The following is a 19,961-nucleotide window of genomic DNA, read 5'->3' as shown; positions in this document are numbered from 1 at the left end:
TCAGGCCGCCAGGTACGCGTCCGTGGCCACGACGCAGCCCAGCGGCACGGTGGACAGGCCGGTGAGCTTGGCGCTGCGCACGTGGTACTGCGGGGCGACGGCGGTGACGTGACTGAAGGCGCTGTCGAGCATGTACGTCGACAGGTCGGTCAGGGCCTTCGGGCGGGCGTTGTCGTCGGCCTGCCGCAGGGCGGCCTTGAGGGTGTCGTACTGAGGTTCGGCGAACTTGGACGGGTTGCCGGTGCGCAGTGACGGCATGGCGTCGACGATGGTCGCGGCGGAGAAGCCGACCATGCCGTGCAGCAGCAGGAACGCCGGACCGAGGGTGCCGGCGACCTGGCGGGCGTCGAACTCGGCGGTGTCCAGCGCGACGGCCTCGGGGGCCAGGCCGATCTGCTCCAGGTTGAACCGGACGATCTCGAACAGGCTCTTCATGGTGGGCAGGTTCGCGAACGCGATCGGCACCTTCGCGCCCTTGGCCCCGGCCTGCTCGATCAGGGTCTTGGCCTTGTCCAGCTGGAGGCTGTAGTGGGCCGTAAGGTCCTTCGGGTAGCCGTTCTCGGTCGGGGTCCACCACAGGTCGGAGATGGTGGCGTCGCCGCCGAACACCTGTGCCTTGATCCGCTCGCGGTCCAGCGCGTAGCCGACGGCCTGGCGGACCTCCTTGTTGTCGAAGGGCGCGGCGGTGACGTTCAGGCCGAGCGGGTAGAACACGCCGCCGGCGTTCTCCAGCGCGTAGGCGGAGTCGACCTTGAGGGAGGCGATGTCGGTGCTGGTGAGGCCGTTGGCGAGGTGGGCCCGCCCGCCGCGAAGGGCCGACTGCAGGGCGGTGGCGTCGCTGATGACGGCGACCTCGACCTTGTCGAAGTAGGGACGGTCGGCGACGCGGTACTTCGGGTTGCGCTCCAGGCTGATGCCGGCCTTTGGCCGCCACTGCTTCCACACGAACGGGCCGGTGCCGATGACGGCGCTGCCGTCGGCGATCTTGCCGAAGGTGTCCTTGTCGACGATCGCAGTGAGGTGGAACAGGTCGAACAGGCTGTCGCTGGGCTTGTCCATGGTGATGGTGACCTGGTGCGCGCCGGTGGCCTTCACGGTCAGCTTGAGCGCGACAGCGCGCAGCTGGGAGGCGTTCTTGGCGTCCTTGACCTGTTCCAGGGAGTAGACGACGTCCTTGGCGGTCATCGGGCGGCCGCTGTGGAAGACGACGTCGTCGCGCAGGTCGACGACGAGCTGGGTGCGCTCGGCGTTGTAGGTCCAGTTCTTGGCCAGCACGGGCTGAGGGCGGCGCTGGTCGTCGAGCTCCGCGAGGGGCTCGAACACCAGCCGACGCCACATCCAGTTGCCTGCCCGATTGGCCATGACCGCGCCCGGCTGGGCGTCGGCGCTGGCGGCCAGGTGCAGGGTGCCGCCGCGGACCGGGGCGCCCGCGCCGACGGTGGTGGGCTCGTCGACGGCCGACCGGCAGCCGGTCAGGGCGAGGAAGGCGGTGGAAACGCCGCCGGCCAGCAGGGCGCGGCGGGAAACGGAGACGGGCGAAGAAGGCATACGGGGCGGTTTCCCTTCGGGTGGGCGGCGTCTGGCGGGTGCCGCGGAGGGACCGTAGCAACATGACCAGCCGGTTGACTAGAGGGTGCCGTGATTAATTTTCTTTTGCAAAGTTCTTTACGTGAATCATTAACCCCGCTGTCAGGCGGCCCCGCACGGTCGCCTACCGTCTACGCGTGCCCCGACCCGAAAAGATCGGCGAGGAACCCGACTACCGGTTCACGCTCGCCAACGAACGAACACTCCTGGCATACCTGAGATCGGCGCTGGCGCTGATGGCGGGCGGAGTCGCGCTGTGGCAGCTCACCGGCCATGTTGAAGCCGCCGTCGGCACGGCACTGCTGGCCTGCGGCGCCGCGCTCGCCGCGCTCAGCTACCCCCGCTGGCGCACCGTTCAGCGGGCGCTTCGCCGCAACGAACCGCTACCGCACACCGCCCTGCCATTGCTGGTCATCGCGACAATGATCTGCGCCACAGTTGCACTGCTGGCAACTCGGGCATGAGCGGGCTCGCCGCCGAACGCACTGCGCTGTCGTGGCGACGCACCGGCCTGTCCTGCGTCGCTGCCGCCGGGGTGCTGCTCCGGCTCGACACCGCGTTGAGCGCCACGGCCCGCGCCGGCCTGGCAGCAGCCGCCTTGATGATGCTGGCCGCGGCCGAGATCCGGCAGGCACAGTTGCGCAGCTTGCAGCCCACCGAGGCCCATCCCGGTCTCGTTTTCGTCGCGGCAGCCGCCGTCGCCGTCGCGGGCATCTGCCTGCTGCTCGACGCGCGCTGACGGTCGACTCCTCGATCGCTGGACCGGGTCGACGTACTTTCGGACAGGCTCGGACCGTTTCGCGTATTCTCCGCCGCTTTCCTGGCTCACCGCCCTAAGGCGGGCTGACAGGTCTGCGTCACCTGGCGCGGACGCGCCGGAGAGGAGCCCGACGTGGGGCAGTCCCGGGATCTGCAGATCGAGATACTCGACCAGCCCGCAGTCGACGACATGCTGGGCAAGGTGCACGACGCGGCGGCACAACCGGGCGCCGCCGAAAACGTCGCTCAGTGGCGGGCCGAGCACGGTCACGAAGCGGCGACGGCTGGGGCGCACTCGTTCGTGGTCGTGGGCTCAACGCTGATGTTCCTTCACCGGTGCCCGGACGGCGCGACACTGCCCTTCGCGGCGTACCCAGACGGAACGGTGAAGGTCTACACCGATCCCGACCACGCCGGTGAAAGCCTCTACCGCCAGGACCGGTGAAACGCCAGAGTGTCGCGACTGCCCACAAGCGACATATGTTTCGCTTGCAGCAACCGCAGCTGGACCGCGCCCACCACACGTCGAACCCGCAAAGTCGCGACGACTCCCCGTGAGCCAGTCCGGCAGCCCCAGGGCATCTGACCGAGTGTCGCAAGGAGGGGGCCAAGGGGCCCGGGCCCATGGCCAATGACGCGCAGCGCGGCCAGCTCGGCGCGGCGGTCGCCGGCGCCCAGCCGGGTGCCGAGCGCGTGTCTCGAAGAACACCAAAGCCCGTTTCCGGGATCCCGGAAACGGGCTTTGATCAAGGGGTCTGTGATTGCACCATTCCAGCACCACGTTGACCCAGCTCACGGCGCATACCGCATTCATGATAGCCGATTGCCGCATGACAAAATAGACAACTTGAATAGTGGCGGTTGCCGAACTGGCGGGTAGCCAATCCTGGTGCGCCCCTGCATCCACGAAACGCGCCACGATCGAATTTGAAGCGCTGTACTGCAGCGCATTCGTCCAGCGTTCACACCCTCCGGCCACTACGGTGCCGGCCGCTACATCACCGCCATAAACGGCCGAACCCGCAGCGGCCGCCAACACCACCCCAACATCAGACAGCCAACACACGTGACGACGCCTGACTAAATACGTCGACAAAACCACCAGCAGTTCGCAACCCCCTTCGACCACACGCTGACGTGCGACGCCTATCGCCCCGACAATCGGATCGAGGTCGTCCCACTTCAAGCCGACGCGCTCGCCACAGCGCATCCCGGTGACCACCAGCAGCGCCACAACCCATACAGGCGGTCGCCGTGCCGTGTCTGGTCTCGCCGCGACAGATCTTCTTCGGCTGTGCCCGCAACCTATCCATCCGTGAGTCGGCGACCGGGAGGGCTGTCGGATCCGCCATGGGCTGTCGGCGGGCGGGTGCCGGGATGCAGACTGAGGCCGGAGCCCTCGTTTTTTGCCTGGTACATGGCGATGTCGGCATCGCGTAGGAGCGCATCGAACTGGTCGCCGGGCCCGACCGCGATGCCGATGCTGGCGCGGGGCGTCAGCGTGCGGCCCGCAAGGACGACGGGCGCGGCCAGGGCGCCGAGGATGCGCTGGGCGGTAGTGACGGACCCTGCGGTTGTGGTGTCGTTCAGCAGGACGACGAACTCGTCGCCACCGAGGCGGACGACGGTGTCGGTAGGTCTCACGCAGGCGCGCAGCCGGTTCGCCACCTCGACGAGCAATTGGTCGCCATAGTGGTGGCCGAGTTCGTCGTTGACGGCCTTGAATTCGTCGAGGTCGAGTAGTAGCACCGCTTCGGTGCGCGTCGGGCGACCGGGGTCGTCCTGCATTCGATGTGCTCGGTCCTCGAGCAGGGCGCGGTTGGGCAGGCCGGTCAGGTGGTCGTGAGTGGCTTCGTGGTGCAATTGGTGCAGTAGTCGGGCGTTGTCCACGAACGCCAGATTCTGGCGCACCATGACCAGTAGTGCCACGGTGACGACGCCTGCGACCATGCCCCAGCTGCGGATCGTGACTCCCTCCCGCCACAGCTCGTAGACAAGTAGAAGCAGAGCACTGCCGACGGCGAGGAACGGCAGCCTGCTGTACGCGGGACGGCGCAGGTTGGTCAGGCCGCTGGGCCAGGTGCCCATCTGCAGGTGCTGCATCCGGGCGGCGACGAAGAACAGGTAGGTGGCGACCAGCTGAGCGGGAAGCAGGAACTCGGTTTCGACGACGCTGACGCTCAAATCATTGAATACCGTCCATGCCCCGATAAGGATCGCGGCACTCAGGGTGACGCCGGCGGCCGGCGTGAACGGCGCCGAACCGCTCAGTACGAGCATCACCACGGCGTATGCCGCCAGCAGGGCCATCGTGCAGCCGAGCAACCATACGGCGAACTGGGCCGTGTTGCCAGGCAGTGAGCCGCCGGGCAGGCAGAAGTGCCAGGCGAGCATCGCGAGCGCGCACATGACGGTGCCGACGTCGAGCCAGAGCCGGGCCTGTTCGTGGCCCGCAACCAGCAGACGGTAGCTGAGCATGGCGCGCCCGAGGAAGGCGATGGCGGCCACGAGCAGGAGCGAGGAGGCGGCTAGCAGGCCGCTGACGAGCTGTGGTGGGGCGGCTCTGCTGGCGAGGATGACCAGTGCACCGAGTCCGAATACGGTTCCGCTGATCGCGAGGTCGTGCCAGAAGCGGACTACGGCGGGGTCTATACCGGTCCTGGTGGTGATCCGTCGGCACATCGCGACGAAGGCGACCCAGAGTCCGATCTCGACGATCTGGCCTGTGGTGGCAGCGGCGGGCGTGACCGCTGCCGCCACGGCGGCCGCCGCAGCCAATATGCCCAGCACGATCAGACCCGGGTCAGCGGTGAGGCCCGCAAGCGGCTTGATCACGTGCCCGCTCATAGCAAACCCCCGGTAGCTCGGTGTCCGACGTCAACGCTACGCGGGCAGCCATGTGCTGATGCCGGGTTGGACTGGGATAGCGCCCGTGCCGGTTGCGAGAACATTGATCGTGCCAAGGACGCAAAGCCGGGGACGGCTGGCAGGCTCAGGCTCGAAACGAGGATGCCGCCGAGTTCGAGTTGACGGCGCTTTGTGAGGATACAGCCTTATTGCGGCGATCGTCATATGGCGAGAGTTGACCGCGTCGGCTGCTACCTCTCGAGCCGCGTGCGCGACCTCGTCACGCTCCATCGCGAAGCTCGCGCTTCAAGATCTTGCCGGTGGAGGTCGTCGGCAGCTTTTCTCGGAGGTCGACGAGACGGGGGTACTTGTAGCTCGCCATCCGCTCCCTGCACCAGTCCACCAGCTCGTCCTCGGTCAGCTGGGATTCCGGGTTGCGGATCACGAAGGCCTTCACCTCTTCGCCATGCGACTCGTGCGGCACGCCGACCACGGCCACCAGGCTCACGTCCGGATGCGTCATGATGATCTCTTCGATCTCGCGGGGGTACACGTTGAAGCCACCGCGGACGATCATGTCCTTGGCCCGGTCGACGATGAAGTAGTAGCCGTCCTCGTCGCGGCGGGCGACGTCACCCGTGCGGAACCACCCGGCCCGGAGCACCTCCGCGGTTGCGTCGGGGCGGCAGTGGTAGCCCTTCATGACGTTGTGACCCCGGATCGCGATCTCGCCCGATTCGCCCTGCGGGACCTCGTTCCAGTTCGGGTCGATGAGCCTCATCTGCACGCCCCAGATCGGCTGCCCGATCGAACCGGGCTTCGCCTCGCGGCCGGGGTGGTTGAACGATGCGACAGGGCTGGTCTCTGAGAGGCCATAGCCCTCCCGGATCCGGACGCCGTAGACCTTCTCGACCTGCTCGAGGATCTCCACCGGAAGGGCGGCGCCGCCGGAGACCGCCATGCGCAGGTTGGCCGCGATCGCCGAAGCGTCGCCTTTCTCCCGGCCCACGGAGAGCAGGCCCCAGTACATCGTCGGTACTCCGGCGAAGAAGGTGACCCGCTCTCGCTCCATCAGCGTCAGTGCCGTGCCTGCGTCGAACCGGGGCAGGAGGACCAACGTGGCGCCACCGCCCAGGCCCGCGTTCATCTGCACTGTCTGTCCGAACGAGTGGAAGAGCGGCAGCGTCACCAGGTGGACGTCATGGTCGGCGGAGCCGAAGAGACGCCAGCAGGTGACGGCGTTCATGACCATGTTGGCGTGGGTGAGTTCGGCGCCCTTGGGCTGTCCCGTCGTTCCGCTCGTGTAAAGGAGCACCGCAGTGTCAGTCGCCTCAGTGACCACCGTCTGGAATCGAGGAGCCTTGCCGGCGAGTGCGGATCCCAGTGTGATGGCACCCTTGATCGGGCTCGGCACCTGGGGGTCTGCGGTGATGAGGAAGAAGCGGTCGCACCCGGCGGCCCTGCCGTAACCCTGCCAGCCCTCGGCGCCAAGGGGCAGATCGGAGGTGCCCTCGAAGCAGAAGTACGCCTTGGCGCCCGAGTCCTGCAGGTGGTAGGCGATCTCGCCGGCCTTGAGGAGCACGTTCAGCGGCACGACGACGGCGCCGGCCTTGAGGATGCCGTAGTAGACGATCGGGAAGTACGGGAGGTTCGGGCACGACAGCGCGACGCGGTCGCCCGGCTGGACACCGCTCTCGACGAGAAGGTTCGCGACCTGGTTCGCCGCGCCGTTGAGCTCGGCGTACGACAAGCGCGTGTCACCGAGCACGACGGCCTGCCTGCTCGGCAGTCGTTCGGCACTGCCTTCGAGCATGAGCGCGAGGTTTAGCATGGCAGCTCTCTCCTTCATGGTTGAAGTCCGGGCGAGCCCTTTCCTCGTGCGAGCCGGGAGGGACGTTCCAGACGGGTGGGAAGCCCAGGTCGCGTGCCGGAAGCAGGGTCGAACCCGACGTCACGACGGGTCCTGGCAGGCAGCACTCACAGCCATCACGGGAGCGGCTCGAAAGGCGGGAGTCCGCAGTGCCGGAAGTGCTGGACTACTTCAGTTGATGCCTGACGACGCGGTGTCGCGCGGTGTCTGCTCGTCGACAGGGCTCTGTGGCGGGTGGAGGAACGGTGGGCCGGGCAGGTCGACGTCACCGGTGGCGGCGGCGTAGACGACGACGTCGGGGCGCAGTGCGACCACGGCGGCGCGGTGTCGGCGCAGCCACGGGATGAGCACGTCGTCGGTGTCCACGACCGTGCCGGGCGCGGGGGCCGAGCCCGCCGACGTGACCTGCAGGCGCGCGGTGGCGTTGCCCGCCCAGCCTGGCCAGTGCCGCGCCGGACCGGTGTGCAGCAGTGTCCACCGACCGGCGAGCACGTCGTCGAGGCGGGCGCGGTCACCGCCGTCGGTACGGACCCAGGGCTGCGGGAGCTGCTTGCCGACCGCCGGGTTGCCTCCGCTGTGGTTCAGCAGGCCCTTGCGGTAGGTGGTGTCCGGGAACCATTTGGCCTCCTGCATGTAGGCGCGGATGGCTGGGACGCGCATGACGACCCGGAATGCGAGGTTGCGCAGGGCCGTCAGGCCGGGGCGCCGCTCGGTGATGATGCGCCCGAAGCGCACGGCCTGTGCGGTCATCTCCCGCACGTGTGGTTTGCGCTCGGCCTCGTAGCTGTCCAGTACGTCGGCGGGGAGCTCGCCGCGCAGGACCGCGGCCAGTTTCCAGCAAAGGTTGCCCGCGTCGCGTACGCCGGAGGACATGCCCTCGCCGATCCACGGCGGCATCGCGTGTGCGGCGTCGCCGGCGAGGAAGATGCGGTCGATGCGCCAGCGTTCGGCGAAGCGCACGTGGTGGTTGTAGACGACCGCGCGGAGGATCTCGACGTCGTCGGATGTCCGGCCGTAGCGGCGCAGCAGCCGCCAGATGTGGTCGTGGCTGACCAGATCCTGCTCGTCCTCGCCAGGCAGGATGGGGAACTCCCACCGGTGGTGGCCCAGCGGGGTCGGGCAGTCCACGGCGGGCCGGGCGGGGTCGCAGTGGAAGCGCAGGCGGTCGACGGTGTCCCAGCCCCGCTTGACCTTGGTATCGATGACGACCCACCGGTCGTGGTAGGTGCGGCCGTCGAAGCCGATGCCCAGCCGGGTCCGGATCGGGCTGGACCCGCCATCGGCGGCGATCAGGTACGCCCCCCGCAGGGTACGCACCGTGTCGTCGGTCAGGTTGCGTGCGGCGACGGTGACAGCGTCGGCGTCCTGCTCGACGGCCTCGCAGTCGTGACCGAGGAGGACCTCGACGTTCGGGTAGCGGCGGACACCGTCGCGGAGGACCTGCTCCATGGCCGGCTGGTAGATGAACAGCTGCGGCGGGTGCCCGTTGCCCCGAGGAGCCGGCGCGAGGCTCAGGAACGACCGGCCGCGCGCGTCGACGAAGTCGATCGGCCGGCCGGCGAGCATGTCGTCCGTGAGCCGGTCCGCGAGGCCGATCCCCTGCCAGATCCGGATCACCTCCTCGTCGGTGGAGATCGCCCGTGCGCGGGGGTAGATCGAGGCGTCGCGTTCGATCACGGCGACCCGTACGCCCATGCCGCCGAGCAGGTTGGCGGCGGTGACGCCGACCGGCCCGTATCCGACGATGATCACGTCGAAGTCATGCGTGCCGGTGTTCATGCTGCCTCTCCGCTGAGTGCCGGGACGGTGATCTCCGCGCGGCGCAGCGAGGCCACGGCGAGACGGAACTGGTTGAGCTTGTCGATGACCGTTTGACCCTCGGGGGTGTGGCCCCAGATGCTGATCCCCTGGTGGGTGGTGGGCTCCCAGGTGGCCTCGTCCACGACGATCGGGTTCCAGCCGACCTCCCACTCGAATCCGGACGGCGTGCGGACGTAGTAGGAGAGCTCCTTGTCGTTGGTGTGCTGCCCGATGCCCAGGGCCATGGTGAAGCCGAGCTGCCTGAGGCGCTGGTAGGAAACGGTCATGTCGTCCAACGTGGCTACCTGGGTGTTGAGGTGCTGGATCGCCGTGCGGATCGGGTCGATGCGCAGGCCCTCGGTGTTGGCCACGGCGACGGTGTGGTGGCGGCCGTTGACCCGCAGGAACCGGATCCGCAAGCGCACCGCGCTGATCGTCTCGACGATGAAGTCACTGAGCCGGGCGTCGAATACGTTGTGGTAGTAGCGGTGGATGGTGTCCGGGTGCCGCGAGGTGATGGCGATGTGACCCATGCCGGCGTCGCCGGTGACGAAGCCGCCGCCCTGCATGCGCAGCGGTGCGGTGGTGGTGACCGGGGTGGTGTACAGCTCCTGGACCAGGCCCTTCGGGCCGGGGAAGCGCACCAGTCGCTGCACGCCGCGCAGGGCCGCCTCCTCGTCGTTGCCGTGCTCGACGGTGAGACCGCGGTCGGTGATGCGGGCGACGATGTCGTCGAGTGTCTCGTGGTCGTCGACATGCCAGCCGACCGTGGTCACGTCCTCGGCGGGGCCCCGTTGCAGCAGGAACCGGCACTCGTGGTCGTCCAGCCGGAATCGCATCCGGTCGCGGTCGAGTTCGTCGACGTGCAGACCGATGCCGTCGGTGCCGAAGCGGCGCCAGTCACCGAACCGTGTCGTCTCGATACACAGGTAGCCCAGATGGACCTTGCCGAAGACGTTCATTCGGACTCCTCGGAGAGGAAAGCAATGGTGAGGGCGTTGAACAGTTCCGGGCGTTCCCACTGCACCCAGTGGCCGGTCCTGGCGACCAGGCACAGGTCGCAGCGGGGCATCCGCTCGGCGAGCAGCCGTCCGCCCGAGGGCCGGTTGACCCGGTCCTCGGCGCCCCACAGCACCAGCGTCGGCGTTGCGGCCCGGGTCAGCCGTCCGTCACGGCTCAGGTCCATGCGGAGCAGGGTCCGTAGCCCCGCGGGGCGCCGCAGTGGCGGGTTGGCGATCACCTCGGCGTCCAGGCTTGCCTGGTACCGCTCCTCGATCATGTCCGCGGGGACGCTGGCCCCGTCGTAGACCAGATAGTCGCGGATGAACCGTTCGAGTTTCGCCCGGGTCGGGCCTTCGCCGCCGTAGTAGCCGAGCAGGTGCTTCAAGCCCGGCGTCGGCGGACGTCGGGTCGTGCCGATCCCGCCCGGACCCATGAGGACCATGCGTGCGACTCGGTCGGGCTGGTCCAGCGCCAGCCGCAGCGCGGCGGCACCACCGTAGGAGTTGCCGACCAGGTGGGCCCGGTCGATGTCGAGCGCGTCGAGCAGTCCACGGACGGCGGCGGCGAGGTCACCGAACGGGTCGGACTGGTCCAGTTTCTTGCTGGACCGGCCGTAGCCAGGCAGGTCCGGCACGATGACGCGGAACCGCTGCGCGAGGGCGTCGACGTTACGGGCGTAGTTCGACATCCCGGACGCCCCGGGCCCGCCGCCGTGCAGCAACACCACCGCCTCACCGGCTCCCCGCTCGGTGACGGCGATGTCGCGCACCCCGACTCGCACCAGCTGCTGCTGCGCGGTGTTCTCCCCGCTCACTTGACCTCCCACGACCCCGTGCTGTTAATGTAGTGATCGTTCCAGTTGTAGTGAACGCTACGGTAAGGTTCACATTCGGAGTCGTCAAGACATCGGCCGGAAACAAGGGAGCGCGCGATGACGGAATCTCGCAGTGAACGCAGGCGTCGGGCCAACGGCGAGGAGTCTCGCCAGCGCATCCTCGACGCCGCCGCCGAGGTGGCCGGTGAGCGCGGCTACGAAGGCACCAGCATCGCCCTGGTCAGCGAGAAGTGCGGCCTGCCCGCCAGTTCCATCTATTGGCACTTCAAGAACAAGGACGACCTCATCGCCGCCGTCATCCAGCGCAGCTTCGACATCTGGGCCGACTCGCTCACTCTCCCCGGCGACGAGACCGGCCCGGCACTGGAACGCGTCACGGCGATGGCGCGCCAGATCGCCAAGACGCTGCTGGACTCCCCCGACTTCCTCCGCCTCGGGCTCATGCTCACCCTGGAGCGCCGCCCCGAGGAGCCCAGCGCCCGCCGCATCTTCCTGCAGGTCCGCGGCATCGCCCGCACCCGGCTCTCCGCCCTGTTCGCCTCGCTCGCCCCGGACGCCGATCAGGACACGATCGAGCTGCTCACCACGTACGCCGTCGCCGCCGCCGACGGAATCTTCATCGCCAGGGAGATCAGCGGCGACAACGTCGAGTTCTTGCGGCTGTTCGAACTGCACGCCCGCGCCCTCTACGACAACCTCGTCCGCGTGAGCGGCGGCAATCCGGCCGCGGAGACACGATGACCCTCCGCACTGCCGATCCCGTCACCTCCGCCTACCGGCGGTTGCGCACCGCCGCGCAGACCCGCACGCCGTGCCCGCCAGTCCGCGACCTCATCGGCCCCGACGACGAGGCACTCGCCTACGCCGTCCAGCGCCGGCTGACCGAGGCGCGGACCCAGGACGGCGGGCGGCCGGTCGGGCGCAAGGTGGGACTCACCTCCCCGGCCGTGCAGCGTCAGCTCGGCGTCGACCGGCCCGACTTCGGCATGCTCTTCGAGGACATGGCCTGCCCGCAGTCCCAGGCGATCGGCCTCGACCGGCTCCTGCAACCTCGCATCGAGGCCGAGGTCGCCTTCGTCCTCCGCGAGGATGTCACCGACCCGCAGGTAACCGCCGTCACCGTGCGCCCCCGGGTCGCGTACGCGGTGGCCGCCCTGGAGATCGTGGACAGCCGCATCGCCGGGTGGGACATCAGCTTCGCCGACACGGTCGCCGACAACGGCTCCAGCGGTCTGTTCGTCCTCGGCGCCGACCGGGTTCCCCTCGACGCCGTCGAACCGGCGGCGGTTCAGATGACCATGTCCGTCGATGGTGTGACCGCCTCGACCGGCTCCGGCGAGGCGTGCCTCGGCGACCCGCTGCGAGCCCTCGCCTGGCTCGCCCGTACCGCCCTGGCCCACGGCGACCCGCTCCGCGCCGGTGACGTCGTCCTGTCCGGCGCGCTGGGACCGATGGTCGCGGTCACCGACGGTATGCACGTCCGCGCGCACCTCACCGGCCTCGGCGGCGTCGAGGCCACCTTCACCACCCCCGTCACGAAAGGCGGCAGTTGATGTCGCGTACGAAGGTCGCCGTCATCGGATCGGGCAACATCGGCACCGACCTGATGATCAAAGTTCTGCGCCTGTCCGACACGCTGGAGATGGCCGCCATGGTCGGCATCGACCCGGCCTCCGACGGCCTCGCGCGCGCCCGCCGCCTCGGCGTGCCGACCACCGCCGACGGCGTCACCGGCCTCATCGCGATGCCCGACTTCGCCGACATCGCGGTGGTCTTCGACGCCACCTCGGCCCAGGCGCACCGGGCCAACGCCGCCGCCCTCGCCCCGTACGGCACGACGCTGGTGGATCTCACCCCGGCCGCGATCGGCCCGTACGTCGTGCCCGCGGTCAACCTCGACGCCCACCTGGGCGCCCCCAACCTCAACATGGTCACCTGCGGCGGACAGGCCACCATCCCCGTCGTCGCGGCCGTGTCCCGAGTGACCCCCGTGCCGTACGCCGAGATCGTCGCCTCCATCGCCTCCCGGTCCGCCGGTCCGGGCACCCGAGCCAACATCGACGAGTTCACCGAGACCACAGCCGCCGCCATCGAACAGGTCGGCGGCGCCGGGCGCGGCAAGGCCATCATCATCCTCAACCCCGCCGAGCCACCGATGATCATGCGGGACACCGTGCAGTGCCTCATCGGGCCCGCCGACCACCACGCCGTACGCGCCAGCATCGAGCAGATGATCGAAGAGGTTGCCGCGTACGTCCCCGGCTACCGGCTCAAGCAGCCTGTGCAGTTCACCCCGGTGGCACCAGACGAATCGGTCCGCACCCTGCTGCTCGACGACGCGACGCCGGTCACCGCCAAGGTGAGCGTCCTGCTCGAGGTCGAAGGCGCCGCCCACTACCTGCCTGCCTACGCCGGCAACCTCGACATCATGACCTCCGCAGCACTCCGGGTCGCCGAACGTCTCGCCGCAGCACAAGGAGCGATCCGATGAACACCACCGCGCCCGCCCGCCGCCTGTTCATTCAGGACGTCACCCTGCGCGACGGCATGCACGCCACTCGGCACCGCATCACCCCGGCCGACGTCACCCGGATCGTCATCGCCCTCGACGCCGCCGGTGTCGACGGCATCGAAGTCGCCCACGGCGACGGGCTCTCCGGCGGCAGCCTCACCTACGGCCCCGGCAGCCACACCGACCGGCAGTGGATCGAAGCCGCGGCGGCTGCCGTCACCCGCGCCCGCCTCACCACCCTCCTCCTGCCCGGCATCGGCACCATCACCGACCTCAGGAACGCCTACGACCTCGGCGTACGGTCCGTCCGCGTGGCCACCCACTGCACCGAGGCCGACATCGCCGCCCAGCACATCGCCACCGCCCGAGAGCTGGGCATGGACGTGTCGGGATTCCTCATGATGAGCCACCTCGCCGAGCCCGGGCAGCTCGCCGCCCAGGCCAGGTTGATGCAGTCCTACGGCGCGCACTGCGTCTACGTCACCGACTCCGGCGGGCGGCTCACCCTGGATGGCGTCCGCGACCGGGTCCGCGCCTACCGGGACGCCCTCGACCCCGGCACCGACATCGGCATCCACGCCCATGAGAACCTGTCCCTCTCCGTGGCCAACAGCCTCGTCGCCGTCGAGGAGGGCGCCACCCGAGTCGACGCGTCACTCGCCGGCCACGGCGCCGGTGCCGGCAACTGTCCGATCGAACCGTTCATCGCGGCGGCCACCGTCCAAGGCTGGCGACACAACTGCGACCTGTTCGCCCTCCAGGACGCCGCCGACGACCTCGTCCGCCCGCTGCAGGACCGCCCCGTCCGCGTCGACCGGGAGACCCTCACCCTCGGCTACGCCGGCGTCTACTCCAGCTTCCTGCGACACGCCGAAGCCGCCGCGCGGCACTACGGTCTCGATGCCCGGGACATCCTGCTCGAAGTCGGTCGGCGCAAACTCGTCGGGGGCCAGGAAGACATGATCATGGACGTCGCTCTCGACCTCACCCGGAACGTCCGGTAAGGCGAAGCGCCGCCAAGGTCGCCGAGCCTGAACAGAGTGTCCCGGTCCCCCAGAACTGATGCTCCTGTGGAAGTCAAGGGGTGTTCAGGGCGGCGAAGTCGGCCATGAGCGCGGTGTGGATCTCGCGGACGATATAGCCCAATGAGGCAGCGCATGATCTCGATCTTGGCTAGGCCCTGCTTGGTGCGTCGAGGCGCAGGCGGTGCAGGAGCCGCAGGCGGCGGCGGTCGCGGTGAACGCTGTAGGGGTCGCGCTGCGCGTCGCGTACGGATCCAATCTGGGCGCTTCGGAGGACCTCGCGCGCCAGCTGGTGGGCCGGGCTGAGCAGTCCGGCTTCGACACCGCTCTGCTCACGCTGGACGAGCTGGCCGACAACCCACCGTAGGACGGGATTCTGGTCGTCGTCACGCCGAGTTACAACGGCAAGGCCCCGGACAACGCACAGCGCGATGCCCTGGCCGCCGCCGGCGGGCTGACGGCGGGATCGATGTCTCAAGTGCGGTTCGCTGTGTTGGGCAATGGCAACACGCATTGGATCACCTACCAGGCCTTCCCCAAGCGGGTGGAGGCGGCACTGCTGGCGGCCGGTTACGTACGCGTCCTGGCCCCGCCGTTCCACCCGCCAGCCGACCCGACCGCGCCGATGATCCTCGTCGGTCCCGGCACCGGCTTCGCCCCACTGCGCGGCTTCCTCGAAGAACGGGCCGCCCGGCAGGCCGCTGGCGCCGAATCGGCGTGTCGAAGGTCTTCTACGGCTGCCGACACCCCGAGCACGACTGGTTCTACCGCGACGAGGTGCAGTCCTGGCAGCAGGCAGGCATCGCCGAGGTGCACCTGGCGTTCTCCACCGTGCCCGCTCACCCGTACCGGTTCGTCCAGGACGCCATCACCGCCGACGGATGGATGGTCTACCCCGCGACTCACATGTGTGCCCGGCCGCGACGAGGGCGCGCTTCTTGCCCGCCTCGAGAGGCGATCTGTTGAAGCGGGGGACCAGGAGTGCGCCTGTGGTGCGAGCGGTGTTGTACGCCTCCGCCCAGTCTGCCTGCGTGTGCGTCGCGGCATTCGGTGCCGGGAGCCGGTGCTGGCAGCACCGGCGCCCGGCTGGCTTCATAGAGCCTGTCAGGGAATGAGGACAAGGCGGATCGGATCGCCGATCTTGTTCTCCAGCCGGTGGATTGCGTCGGCGGCGTCGGCCAGCGGGATGTGGTCGGTGATGGAGGGCGCCAGATCGAGGCGGCCGTTGGAGGCCAGCTGCACCAGTTCGGAGACGGACTCGGGGAAGCCGCCGTAGTGCCCGCGCACTTGCTTGGACAGGTAGTTGAAGGTCAGGCCTTCGCTGATGGTGAGCGGCTCGGGCGTGATGCCGACCAGGATGAGTGCGCCGTGCTGGCCGAGCACTGCGGCGGCCTGTTCGCGGACCGCCGGGAAGCCGGCGCAGTCGAAGGCGAAGTCCAGGCCGCGCCCTCCCGTCGCCTGGAGTATCTGATCGGTGAGGTCGCCGGTTGTCGGGTCGAGTGCGAGGTCCGCGCCGAAGGCCAGGGCGCGCTGCCGGGCGCCGGGCAGCGGGTCGATGGCGATGATGGGCGCGGCACCGACCAGGCGGGCGACGCGGATGTTGTGCGCGCCCACTCCGCCCGCTCCCCAGACGCCGATGGATTGGGCGGGGCGTACTCCTGCGGTGGCCACGATGGCGGCGTACGGGGTGGAGACCGCGTCGGGGATGATCGCGGCCTGGTCGAAGGGAAGTTGGTCGGGGATGGGAATGAGTGTGTCCTCGCGGGCGAGGGTGTACTGGGCCCAGCCGCCGTCGTAGTCGATGCCGCGGGTGCGGATCTGGGTGCAGGGGCGGCGCCGCGCGCAGTCGGTGCACTGGTCACAGCTCTGGCCGGCTTCCAGGGTGACACGGGTGCCGGCGGTCAGTCCGCGCCGGAGGCCGGGCCCGAGGGTGTGGATCACGCCGGAGACCTCGTGGCCGACGGTGACCACGTTGGAGGTGGCGAACAGCGGGACCAGGGAGCCGTCGATCAGGTGGACGTCGGAGAGGCAGACGCCGGCTGCCTTCACCTCGACGAGCACTTCGCCCGGGCCGGGTACGGGCACGGGCACCTCCTCCACGACGAACTTCTTGGAGTCCAGGTGGAAGCGTCCGGCGAGCATGGTGTCCATGGTGATCCTTTTCTGTGGGCGTCCCTCGATGCTTCGAGGTGCATGGTGCGGCGGGTCTGTTGGGGTGGCGGGCGTGGATCAGGCGAAGACGTCCTGCTGATAGCGGCCGTCTGCGTCGAGCTGGGCGAGCCACTTGTGGGCGGCCTCGTCGTCGCCGCCGGTGCGGTCGCGGTAGAGGGCGGCGAGTGCGTCGCGGACAGCCGGGGCCATGCGGCGGCCGTCGCCGCAGACGTAGACGTACGCGCCGGCTTCGAGCGCCTGCCATACGGTGTCGGCGGCGATGGTGATGGCGTCCTGGACGTAGCGGGCCGGGTGGTCGCCGACCGCGGAGTAGGCGGTGTGGATCTGGGCGATTCCGGCGTTCTCCCAGGCCTGCATCTCCTGCCGGTAGAAGTAGTCGTGCTCCGGGTGGCGGCAGCCGACGAACACCTGTGACAGGCCGACCTGGGTGCCGTTGGCGTGCTGCCGTGCGCGCTCTTCCAGGAATCCGCGCAGCGGTGCGACGCCGGTGCCGGGGCCGATGAGGATGAGCGGCGTGGCGGGGTCAGCCGGCGGGGCGAACGTCGGCGAGGGCACGCGCACGTAGCCGTAGAAGACGTCTCCGGGTTGCAGGCGTGCGACGTAGGAGGAGCAGAGCCCGCGGTACTGGCCGTCGCCGGACATGGCGGGTCCTTCCACCAGGCCGACCGTGAGCCGAACGTGGCGAGGGTCGGCCAGCGGGGAGGAGGAGATGGAGTAGAAGCGGGGACGGATCGGCCCCATCATCGCCAGGAACGCGGCCAGCGGCAGGTCGATGGCGGCGAAGCGCTCCAGCAGGCCCAGCACCGAGACGCGCTTGCCGAGGATCTCCTCCTGGTAGCGCTGCTCTGCTTCGGCCGTGTCGGCTGTGTATGCCTCCAGCTGCGGTCGGGTCCAGGGGCATGCGGTGTGCTGGGCCAGGGTCTGGATCTGGGAGCGGGTGGCCACGTCCTGCAGTTCCAGGAACTCGGTGGCCAGCAGACCGGCGGTCACGGGTGTGCCGACCGGCAGGTGTGTCCTGCCGCCGCCGGGCTGGTCGAGTCGCAGCACCTGGTCGTGCTCGACACCCAGCCGTGCCAGCGCACGCTTGACCAGGGCCGGTTCGTTCTTGGCGAAGACGGCCAGGTGGTTGCCGGTGGCGTAGGTGACCCCTTCGGGCAGTTCGACGGTCAGGGACTTCGCCGACGGGCGCGGCGGCTCGATCTGGAAGTCCCACAGCCCGGTCGGGTCGCTGACCAGTTCCTCGTTGGCGACCACGGTCAGCGGGTAGGCCTGGGCGGAGACGATCGTGGGGCGCACGTCGGCCTCGGTGAGCAGCTGGATCTGGTAGCGCGGCGCGCCGTGGTCGGAGGTGTCGGCGGCGTACTGCTCGGCCAGGGTGGTCCACAGGGTGTTCATCCAGCGGGTGGCCATGCCGTCGAAGTCGCCGGCGGCGTCGGCCCCGCCCCGCTCGATGACCGGGGTGGCGCCGGCGGCCAGTAGGGCTTGCTCGATCCGCTTGGGAAAGGCCTGGTAGGTCGCCACCCACTGGGTGTTGCCAGCGCCCAGCAGCGCGAACCGCACGTCGGCAAGGGAGCCTTCAGCCAGCCCGGCGCCGATGAGGTCGTCGAAGCGCTGGGCGTTGTCCGGCGCCTTGCCGTTGTAGCTGGCGGCCACGACGACGAGCAGGCCCTCGGTGGGCAGGTTGTCGCCCAGCTCGTCCAGGCTCGTCAGCGTGGTGCCGAACCCGGAGCGCTCGCCGCGGTCGGCGATCGTGCGGGCCAGGTCCTCACACGATCCTAGGCTGGAGCCATACGCGACGGTGAGGTTCACCCCGACACCGCTGACCGCGGCCTGCGCCTGCGTGTCGTCAGTCTGCAGATCCGCGGCGCCGAAAACGGTCCGCTCGTGCTCCTGACGAGTACGGACGACCAGCTCGAAGTCGCCGGGCTTGCGCGTCAGCGCCTCGCGCACGTCCATCCTGTAGTCGCCGGTGTCGGAGAACTTGAACTTCTGCAGCACCAGCGCGAGGGCCAGACGGGCCTCGGTGAGCGCGAACTGACGGCCGATGCACGCACGCACGCCGTTGCCGAACGGCTTGTAGGCGTGCGGGTGGTGCTTGGCGCGGTTTTCCGGCAGCCACCGGTCGATATCGAACTCCTCTGGCCGCTCCCAGGCCTTGGGGTGGGTGTGCAGCGGACCTTCGAGGATATTGACCCGCGTTCCCTTCTTCAGCAGATAGCGACCGCCGATGACGGCGTCCTCCAGCGGGGCCTTGCCGAAGGCTGGGATCGGAGCCCAGATGCGCAGGGTCTCGTCGAGGATGCGCGGAATGACGTCCAGCTTCATGATCGTGTCGTAGTCCGGTACGGTGTCACCGGGCAGCAGGCGGTCCACCTCGGTGTAGGCCTGGGCCAGCACGTGCGGGTTGCGCATCAGCGAGTAGGTGGCAAACGACAGCAGACCGCTGGTGGTCTCGTGACCGGCAATAAGGAACGTCAGCACCTGGTCGCGGACGTTGTCGTCGGCCAGCAGCCTGCCGGTCTCCGTGTCGGTGGCCTCCAGCATCAGCCCCAGCAGGTCCTCCTCACCGCTGCCCCTCCCCTCGCGGCGATCCTTGATCACACTCTCCACCAGTTCCTGCATCAGCTGGATGTTCTCGCGGTACCTCTTGTCGTCTGCCTTGCGGAGCTTGGTCATCATCGGCAGTTCCTGCGAGCGCCGCAGCGACTCCACCAGCGTGCCCAGCAGCGCGTTGAGGAAGGGGTGCAGTTCCTCCTTGTCGAAGGACTGGAACCGGTAACCGAACCCCGACAGGGCGATCGTGTCCAGCGTCAGGCGGGTGTAGTCGTCGGTGATGTTGACCGGCAGACCTTCCCTGTGCTCCCACTTGCCCACCAGGTTCTGCGCGATCTCCAGCATCTGCCCGAAGTAGGCCTTCATCGCCCGCTGACTGAACGCCGGCATGAGGACACGGTGCGCCATGCCCCATTCCTCTTCATGCTGGTGGGCCGTGAACAGGCCTGCCCCCGCGAAGTCCCGGACGTGTTGCAGCGGAGTCTTGTCGATCTGCTTGAAGAACCGCGTCTCGTCGCAGACCTCGGCCACCAGGTCCGGGTCGTAGACGAAGACCTGCTCGATGCCGGCGATGTCCATGCTGTAGATGCCCTCAGGGAACTGCTTGGACAGCTCGCCGAAGTACTCCACGGGGTTGGTTCTGGGGATCTGCGGCGTGTGGCCGAGGATCGGGATTCCGCGCGGTGAGCGGATGGAGCGTAGGTCGGTGGGTTGAACGGCCATGGGTTCTGCCTCCTTTGGAGAGAAGGTCCGGGGTAGCTGTCGACGACCGTCGCGGCACAGGACCACCCGTGTCAGGCGGGGTCATCGACGGCATTCGCGCCGCCCCTGGTCTCAGCGCGGTTGAGAAGGCGTCTTCGCAGCTCTCTACCGGCGATGACTTGATCAGCACTGACAAAATTATCAGATTGCGCCTCGCAACTCCCACGACCATCTCCAGAAATGACTCAGAAGTGATGTAGGTATCAGCGCTGAGATGTATGAGGCGCAACAGTGAGAGCT

General features: G+C 68.7%; 17 protein-coding genes and 1 pseudogene. 10 read left to right on the top strand and 8 right to left on the bottom strand.

What is annotated here, in order from left to right:
• Entirely contained in the window at positions 1-1,548 is a 1,548-nt protein-coding gene (locus AB0B35_RS36320; protein ID WP_361054715.1) for an ABC transporter substrate-binding protein, read from the bottom strand.
• A gap of 176 nt (positions 1,549-1,724) precedes the next feature.
• Between AB0B35_RS36320 and AB0B35_RS36315 the strand changes: the two genes are divergently transcribed.
• From AB0B35_RS36315 to AB0B35_RS36305, 3 genes are all read left to right on the top strand, one after another.
• A complete protein-coding gene (locus AB0B35_RS36315; RefSeq protein WP_361054712.1) occupies positions 1,725-2,051 on the top strand; it encodes a DUF202 domain-containing protein in 327 nt (108 codons plus the stop codon).
• Complete coding sequence (locus tag AB0B35_RS36310; protein ID WP_361054709.1) at positions 2,048-2,326, top strand: DUF202 domain-containing protein; 279 nt, start codon at positions 2,048-2,050, stop codon at positions 2,324-2,326. The genes AB0B35_RS36315 and AB0B35_RS36310 overlap by 4 nt, the downstream gene beginning before the upstream one ends.
• 153 nt (positions 2,327-2,479) lie before the next feature.
• Positions 2,480-2,791 carry a hypothetical protein gene (locus AB0B35_RS36305; RefSeq protein ID WP_361054707.1) on the top strand — a complete coding sequence of 104 codons (312 nt, stop codon included), beginning with the start codon at positions 2,480-2,482 and terminating at the stop codon, positions 2,789-2,791.
• Between the two features lie 860 nt (positions 2,792-3,651).
• On the opposite strand, the gene AB0B35_RS36300 is transcribed toward AB0B35_RS36305, so the two are convergent.
• The 5 genes from AB0B35_RS36300 to AB0B35_RS36280 all read right to left on the bottom strand — a co-directional run bounded on the left by AB0B35_RS36300 (position 3,652) and on the right by AB0B35_RS36280 (position 10,679).
• A complete protein-coding gene (locus tag AB0B35_RS36300) occupies positions 3,652-5,181 on the bottom strand; it encodes a GGDEF domain-containing protein (protein ID WP_361054704.1) in 1,530 nt (509 codons plus the stop codon).
• 292 nt (positions 5,182-5,473) lie between these two features.
• Entirely contained in the window at positions 5,474-7,024 is a 1,551-nt protein-coding gene (locus AB0B35_RS36295; protein ID WP_361054701.1) for a long-chain fatty acid--CoA ligase, read from the bottom strand.
• 210 nt (positions 7,025-7,234) lie between these two features.
• The gene (locus AB0B35_RS36290) at positions 7,235-8,842 is read right to left on the bottom strand and encodes a bifunctional 3-(3-hydroxy-phenyl)propionate/3-hydroxycinnamic acid hydroxylase (protein WP_361054698.1); all 1,608 of its coding nucleotides are present in this window, start codon (positions 8,840-8,842) and stop codon (positions 7,235-7,237) included.
• On the bottom strand, positions 8,839-9,825 hold the full coding sequence (locus AB0B35_RS36285) for a VOC family protein (protein WP_361054695.1): 987 nt from the start codon (positions 9,823-9,825) through the stop codon (positions 8,839-8,841). The genes AB0B35_RS36290 and AB0B35_RS36285 overlap by 4 nt, the downstream gene beginning before the upstream one ends.
• Positions 9,822-10,679, bottom strand: a complete 858-nt coding sequence (locus AB0B35_RS36280; protein WP_361054692.1) for an alpha/beta fold hydrolase — start codon at positions 10,677-10,679, stop codon at positions 9,822-9,824. The genes AB0B35_RS36285 and AB0B35_RS36280 overlap by 4 nt, the downstream gene beginning before the upstream one ends.
• A 117-nt stretch (positions 10,680-10,796) precedes the next feature.
• On the opposite strand from AB0B35_RS36280, the gene AB0B35_RS36275 reads away from it, so the two are divergent.
• The 7 genes and pseudogenes from AB0B35_RS36275 to AB0B35_RS36245 all read left to right on the top strand — a co-directional run bounded on the left by AB0B35_RS36275 (position 10,797) and on the right by AB0B35_RS36245 (position 15,200).
• Positions 10,797-11,441 carry a TetR/AcrR family transcriptional regulator gene (locus AB0B35_RS36275; RefSeq protein WP_361054689.1) on the top strand — a complete coding sequence of 215 codons (645 nt, stop codon included), beginning with the start codon at positions 10,797-10,799 and terminating at the stop codon, positions 11,439-11,441.
• Positions 11,438-12,253, top strand: a complete 816-nt coding sequence (locus tag AB0B35_RS36270; RefSeq protein ID WP_361054686.1) for a fumarylacetoacetate hydrolase family protein — start codon at positions 11,438-11,440, stop codon at positions 12,251-12,253. The genes AB0B35_RS36275 and AB0B35_RS36270 overlap by 4 nt, the downstream gene beginning before the upstream one ends.
• Positions 12,253-13,191 (top strand): acetaldehyde dehydrogenase (acetylating), encoded by a 939-nt coding sequence (locus AB0B35_RS36265; protein WP_361054683.1) that lies wholly within the window; start codon positions 12,253-12,255, stop codon positions 13,189-13,191. The genes AB0B35_RS36270 and AB0B35_RS36265 overlap by 1 nt, the downstream gene beginning before the upstream one ends.
• A complete protein-coding gene (gene dmpG / locus AB0B35_RS36260) occupies positions 13,188-14,216 on the top strand; it encodes a 4-hydroxy-2-oxovalerate aldolase (protein WP_361054680.1) in 1,029 nt (342 codons plus the stop codon). Before AB0B35_RS36265 ends, dmpG begins: the two co-directional genes overlap by 4 nt.
• 232 nt (positions 14,217-14,448) lie before the next feature.
• Positions 14,449-14,601 carry a hypothetical protein gene (locus tag AB0B35_RS36255; RefSeq protein WP_361054677.1) on the top strand — a complete coding sequence of 51 codons (153 nt, stop codon included), beginning with the start codon at positions 14,449-14,451 and terminating at the stop codon, positions 14,599-14,601.
• 6 nt (positions 14,602-14,607) lie between these two features.
• Positions 14,608-14,808 (top strand): annotated as a pseudogene (locus AB0B35_RS36250) (flavodoxin family protein); the annotation flags it as partial.
• 143 nt (positions 14,809-14,951) lie between these two features.
• Complete coding sequence (locus tag AB0B35_RS36245; RefSeq protein ID WP_361054674.1) at positions 14,952-15,200, top strand: hypothetical protein; 249 nt, start codon at positions 14,952-14,954, stop codon at positions 15,198-15,200.
• A gap of 138 nt (positions 15,201-15,338) precedes the next feature.
• On the opposite strand, the gene AB0B35_RS36240 is transcribed toward AB0B35_RS36245, so the two are convergent.
• Positions 15,339-16,385 carry a zinc-binding dehydrogenase gene (locus AB0B35_RS36240; RefSeq protein WP_361054671.1) on the bottom strand — a complete coding sequence of 349 codons (1,047 nt, stop codon included), beginning with the start codon at positions 16,383-16,385 and terminating at the stop codon, positions 15,339-15,341.
• Between the two features lie 78 nt (positions 16,386-16,463).
• Positions 16,464-19,682: a cytochrome P450 gene (locus AB0B35_RS36235; protein WP_361054668.1), complete on the bottom strand. Its 3,219-nt coding sequence runs from the start codon at positions 19,680-19,682 to the stop codon at positions 16,464-16,466.
• Positions 19,683-19,961: the final 279 nt, after the last annotated feature.

Source organism: Catellatospora sp. NPDC049133 (genome assembly GCF_040648455.1).
Lineage (GTDB): Bacteria > Actinomycetota > Actinomycetes > Mycobacteriales > Micromonosporaceae > Catellatospora > Catellatospora aurea.
The sequence above is the reverse complement of the archived record's forward strand: the minus strand, read 5'-3'. Positions and strand labels throughout refer to the sequence as shown.

What these genes read in the sequence shown, in the direction of transcription:
- AB0B35_RS36295 (WP_361054701.1), bottom strand. Translation starts at nt 7,024, where the DNA reads ATGCTAAACCTCGCGCTCATGCTCGAAGGCAGTGCCGAACGACTGCCG.
- AB0B35_RS36310 (WP_361054709.1), top strand. Translation starts at nt 2,048, where the DNA reads ATGAGCGGGCTCGCCGCCGAACGCACTGCGCTGTCGTGGCGACGCACC.
- AB0B35_RS36240 (WP_361054671.1), bottom strand. Translation starts at nt 16,385, where the DNA reads ATGGACACCATGCTCGCCGGACGCTTCCACCTGGACTCCAAGAAGTTC.
- AB0B35_RS36290 (WP_361054698.1), bottom strand. Translation starts at nt 8,842, where the DNA reads ATGAACACCGGCACGCATGACTTCGACGTGATCATCGTCGGATACGGG.
- AB0B35_RS36235 (WP_361054668.1), bottom strand. Translation starts at nt 19,682, where the DNA reads ATGGCCGTTCAACCCACCGACCTACGCTCCATCCGCTCACCGCGCGGA.
- AB0B35_RS36270 (WP_361054686.1), top strand. Translation starts at nt 11,438, where the DNA reads ATGACCCTCCGCACTGCCGATCCCGTCACCTCCGCCTACCGGCGGTTG.
- dmpG (WP_361054680.1), top strand. Translation starts at nt 13,188, where the DNA reads ATGAACACCACCGCGCCCGCCCGCCGCCTGTTCATTCAGGACGTCACC.
- AB0B35_RS36265 (WP_361054683.1), top strand. Translation starts at nt 12,253, where the DNA reads ATGTCGCGTACGAAGGTCGCCGTCATCGGATCGGGCAACATCGGCACC.
- AB0B35_RS36320 (WP_361054715.1), bottom strand. Translation starts at nt 1,548, where the DNA reads ATGCCTTCTTCGCCCGTCTCCGTTTCCCGCCGCGCCCTGCTGGCCGGC.
- AB0B35_RS36285 (WP_361054695.1), bottom strand. Translation starts at nt 9,825, where the DNA reads ATGAACGTCTTCGGCAAGGTCCATCTGGGCTACCTGTGTATCGAGACG.
- AB0B35_RS36275 (WP_361054689.1), top strand. Translation starts at nt 10,797, where the DNA reads ATGACGGAATCTCGCAGTGAACGCAGGCGTCGGGCCAACGGCGAGGAG.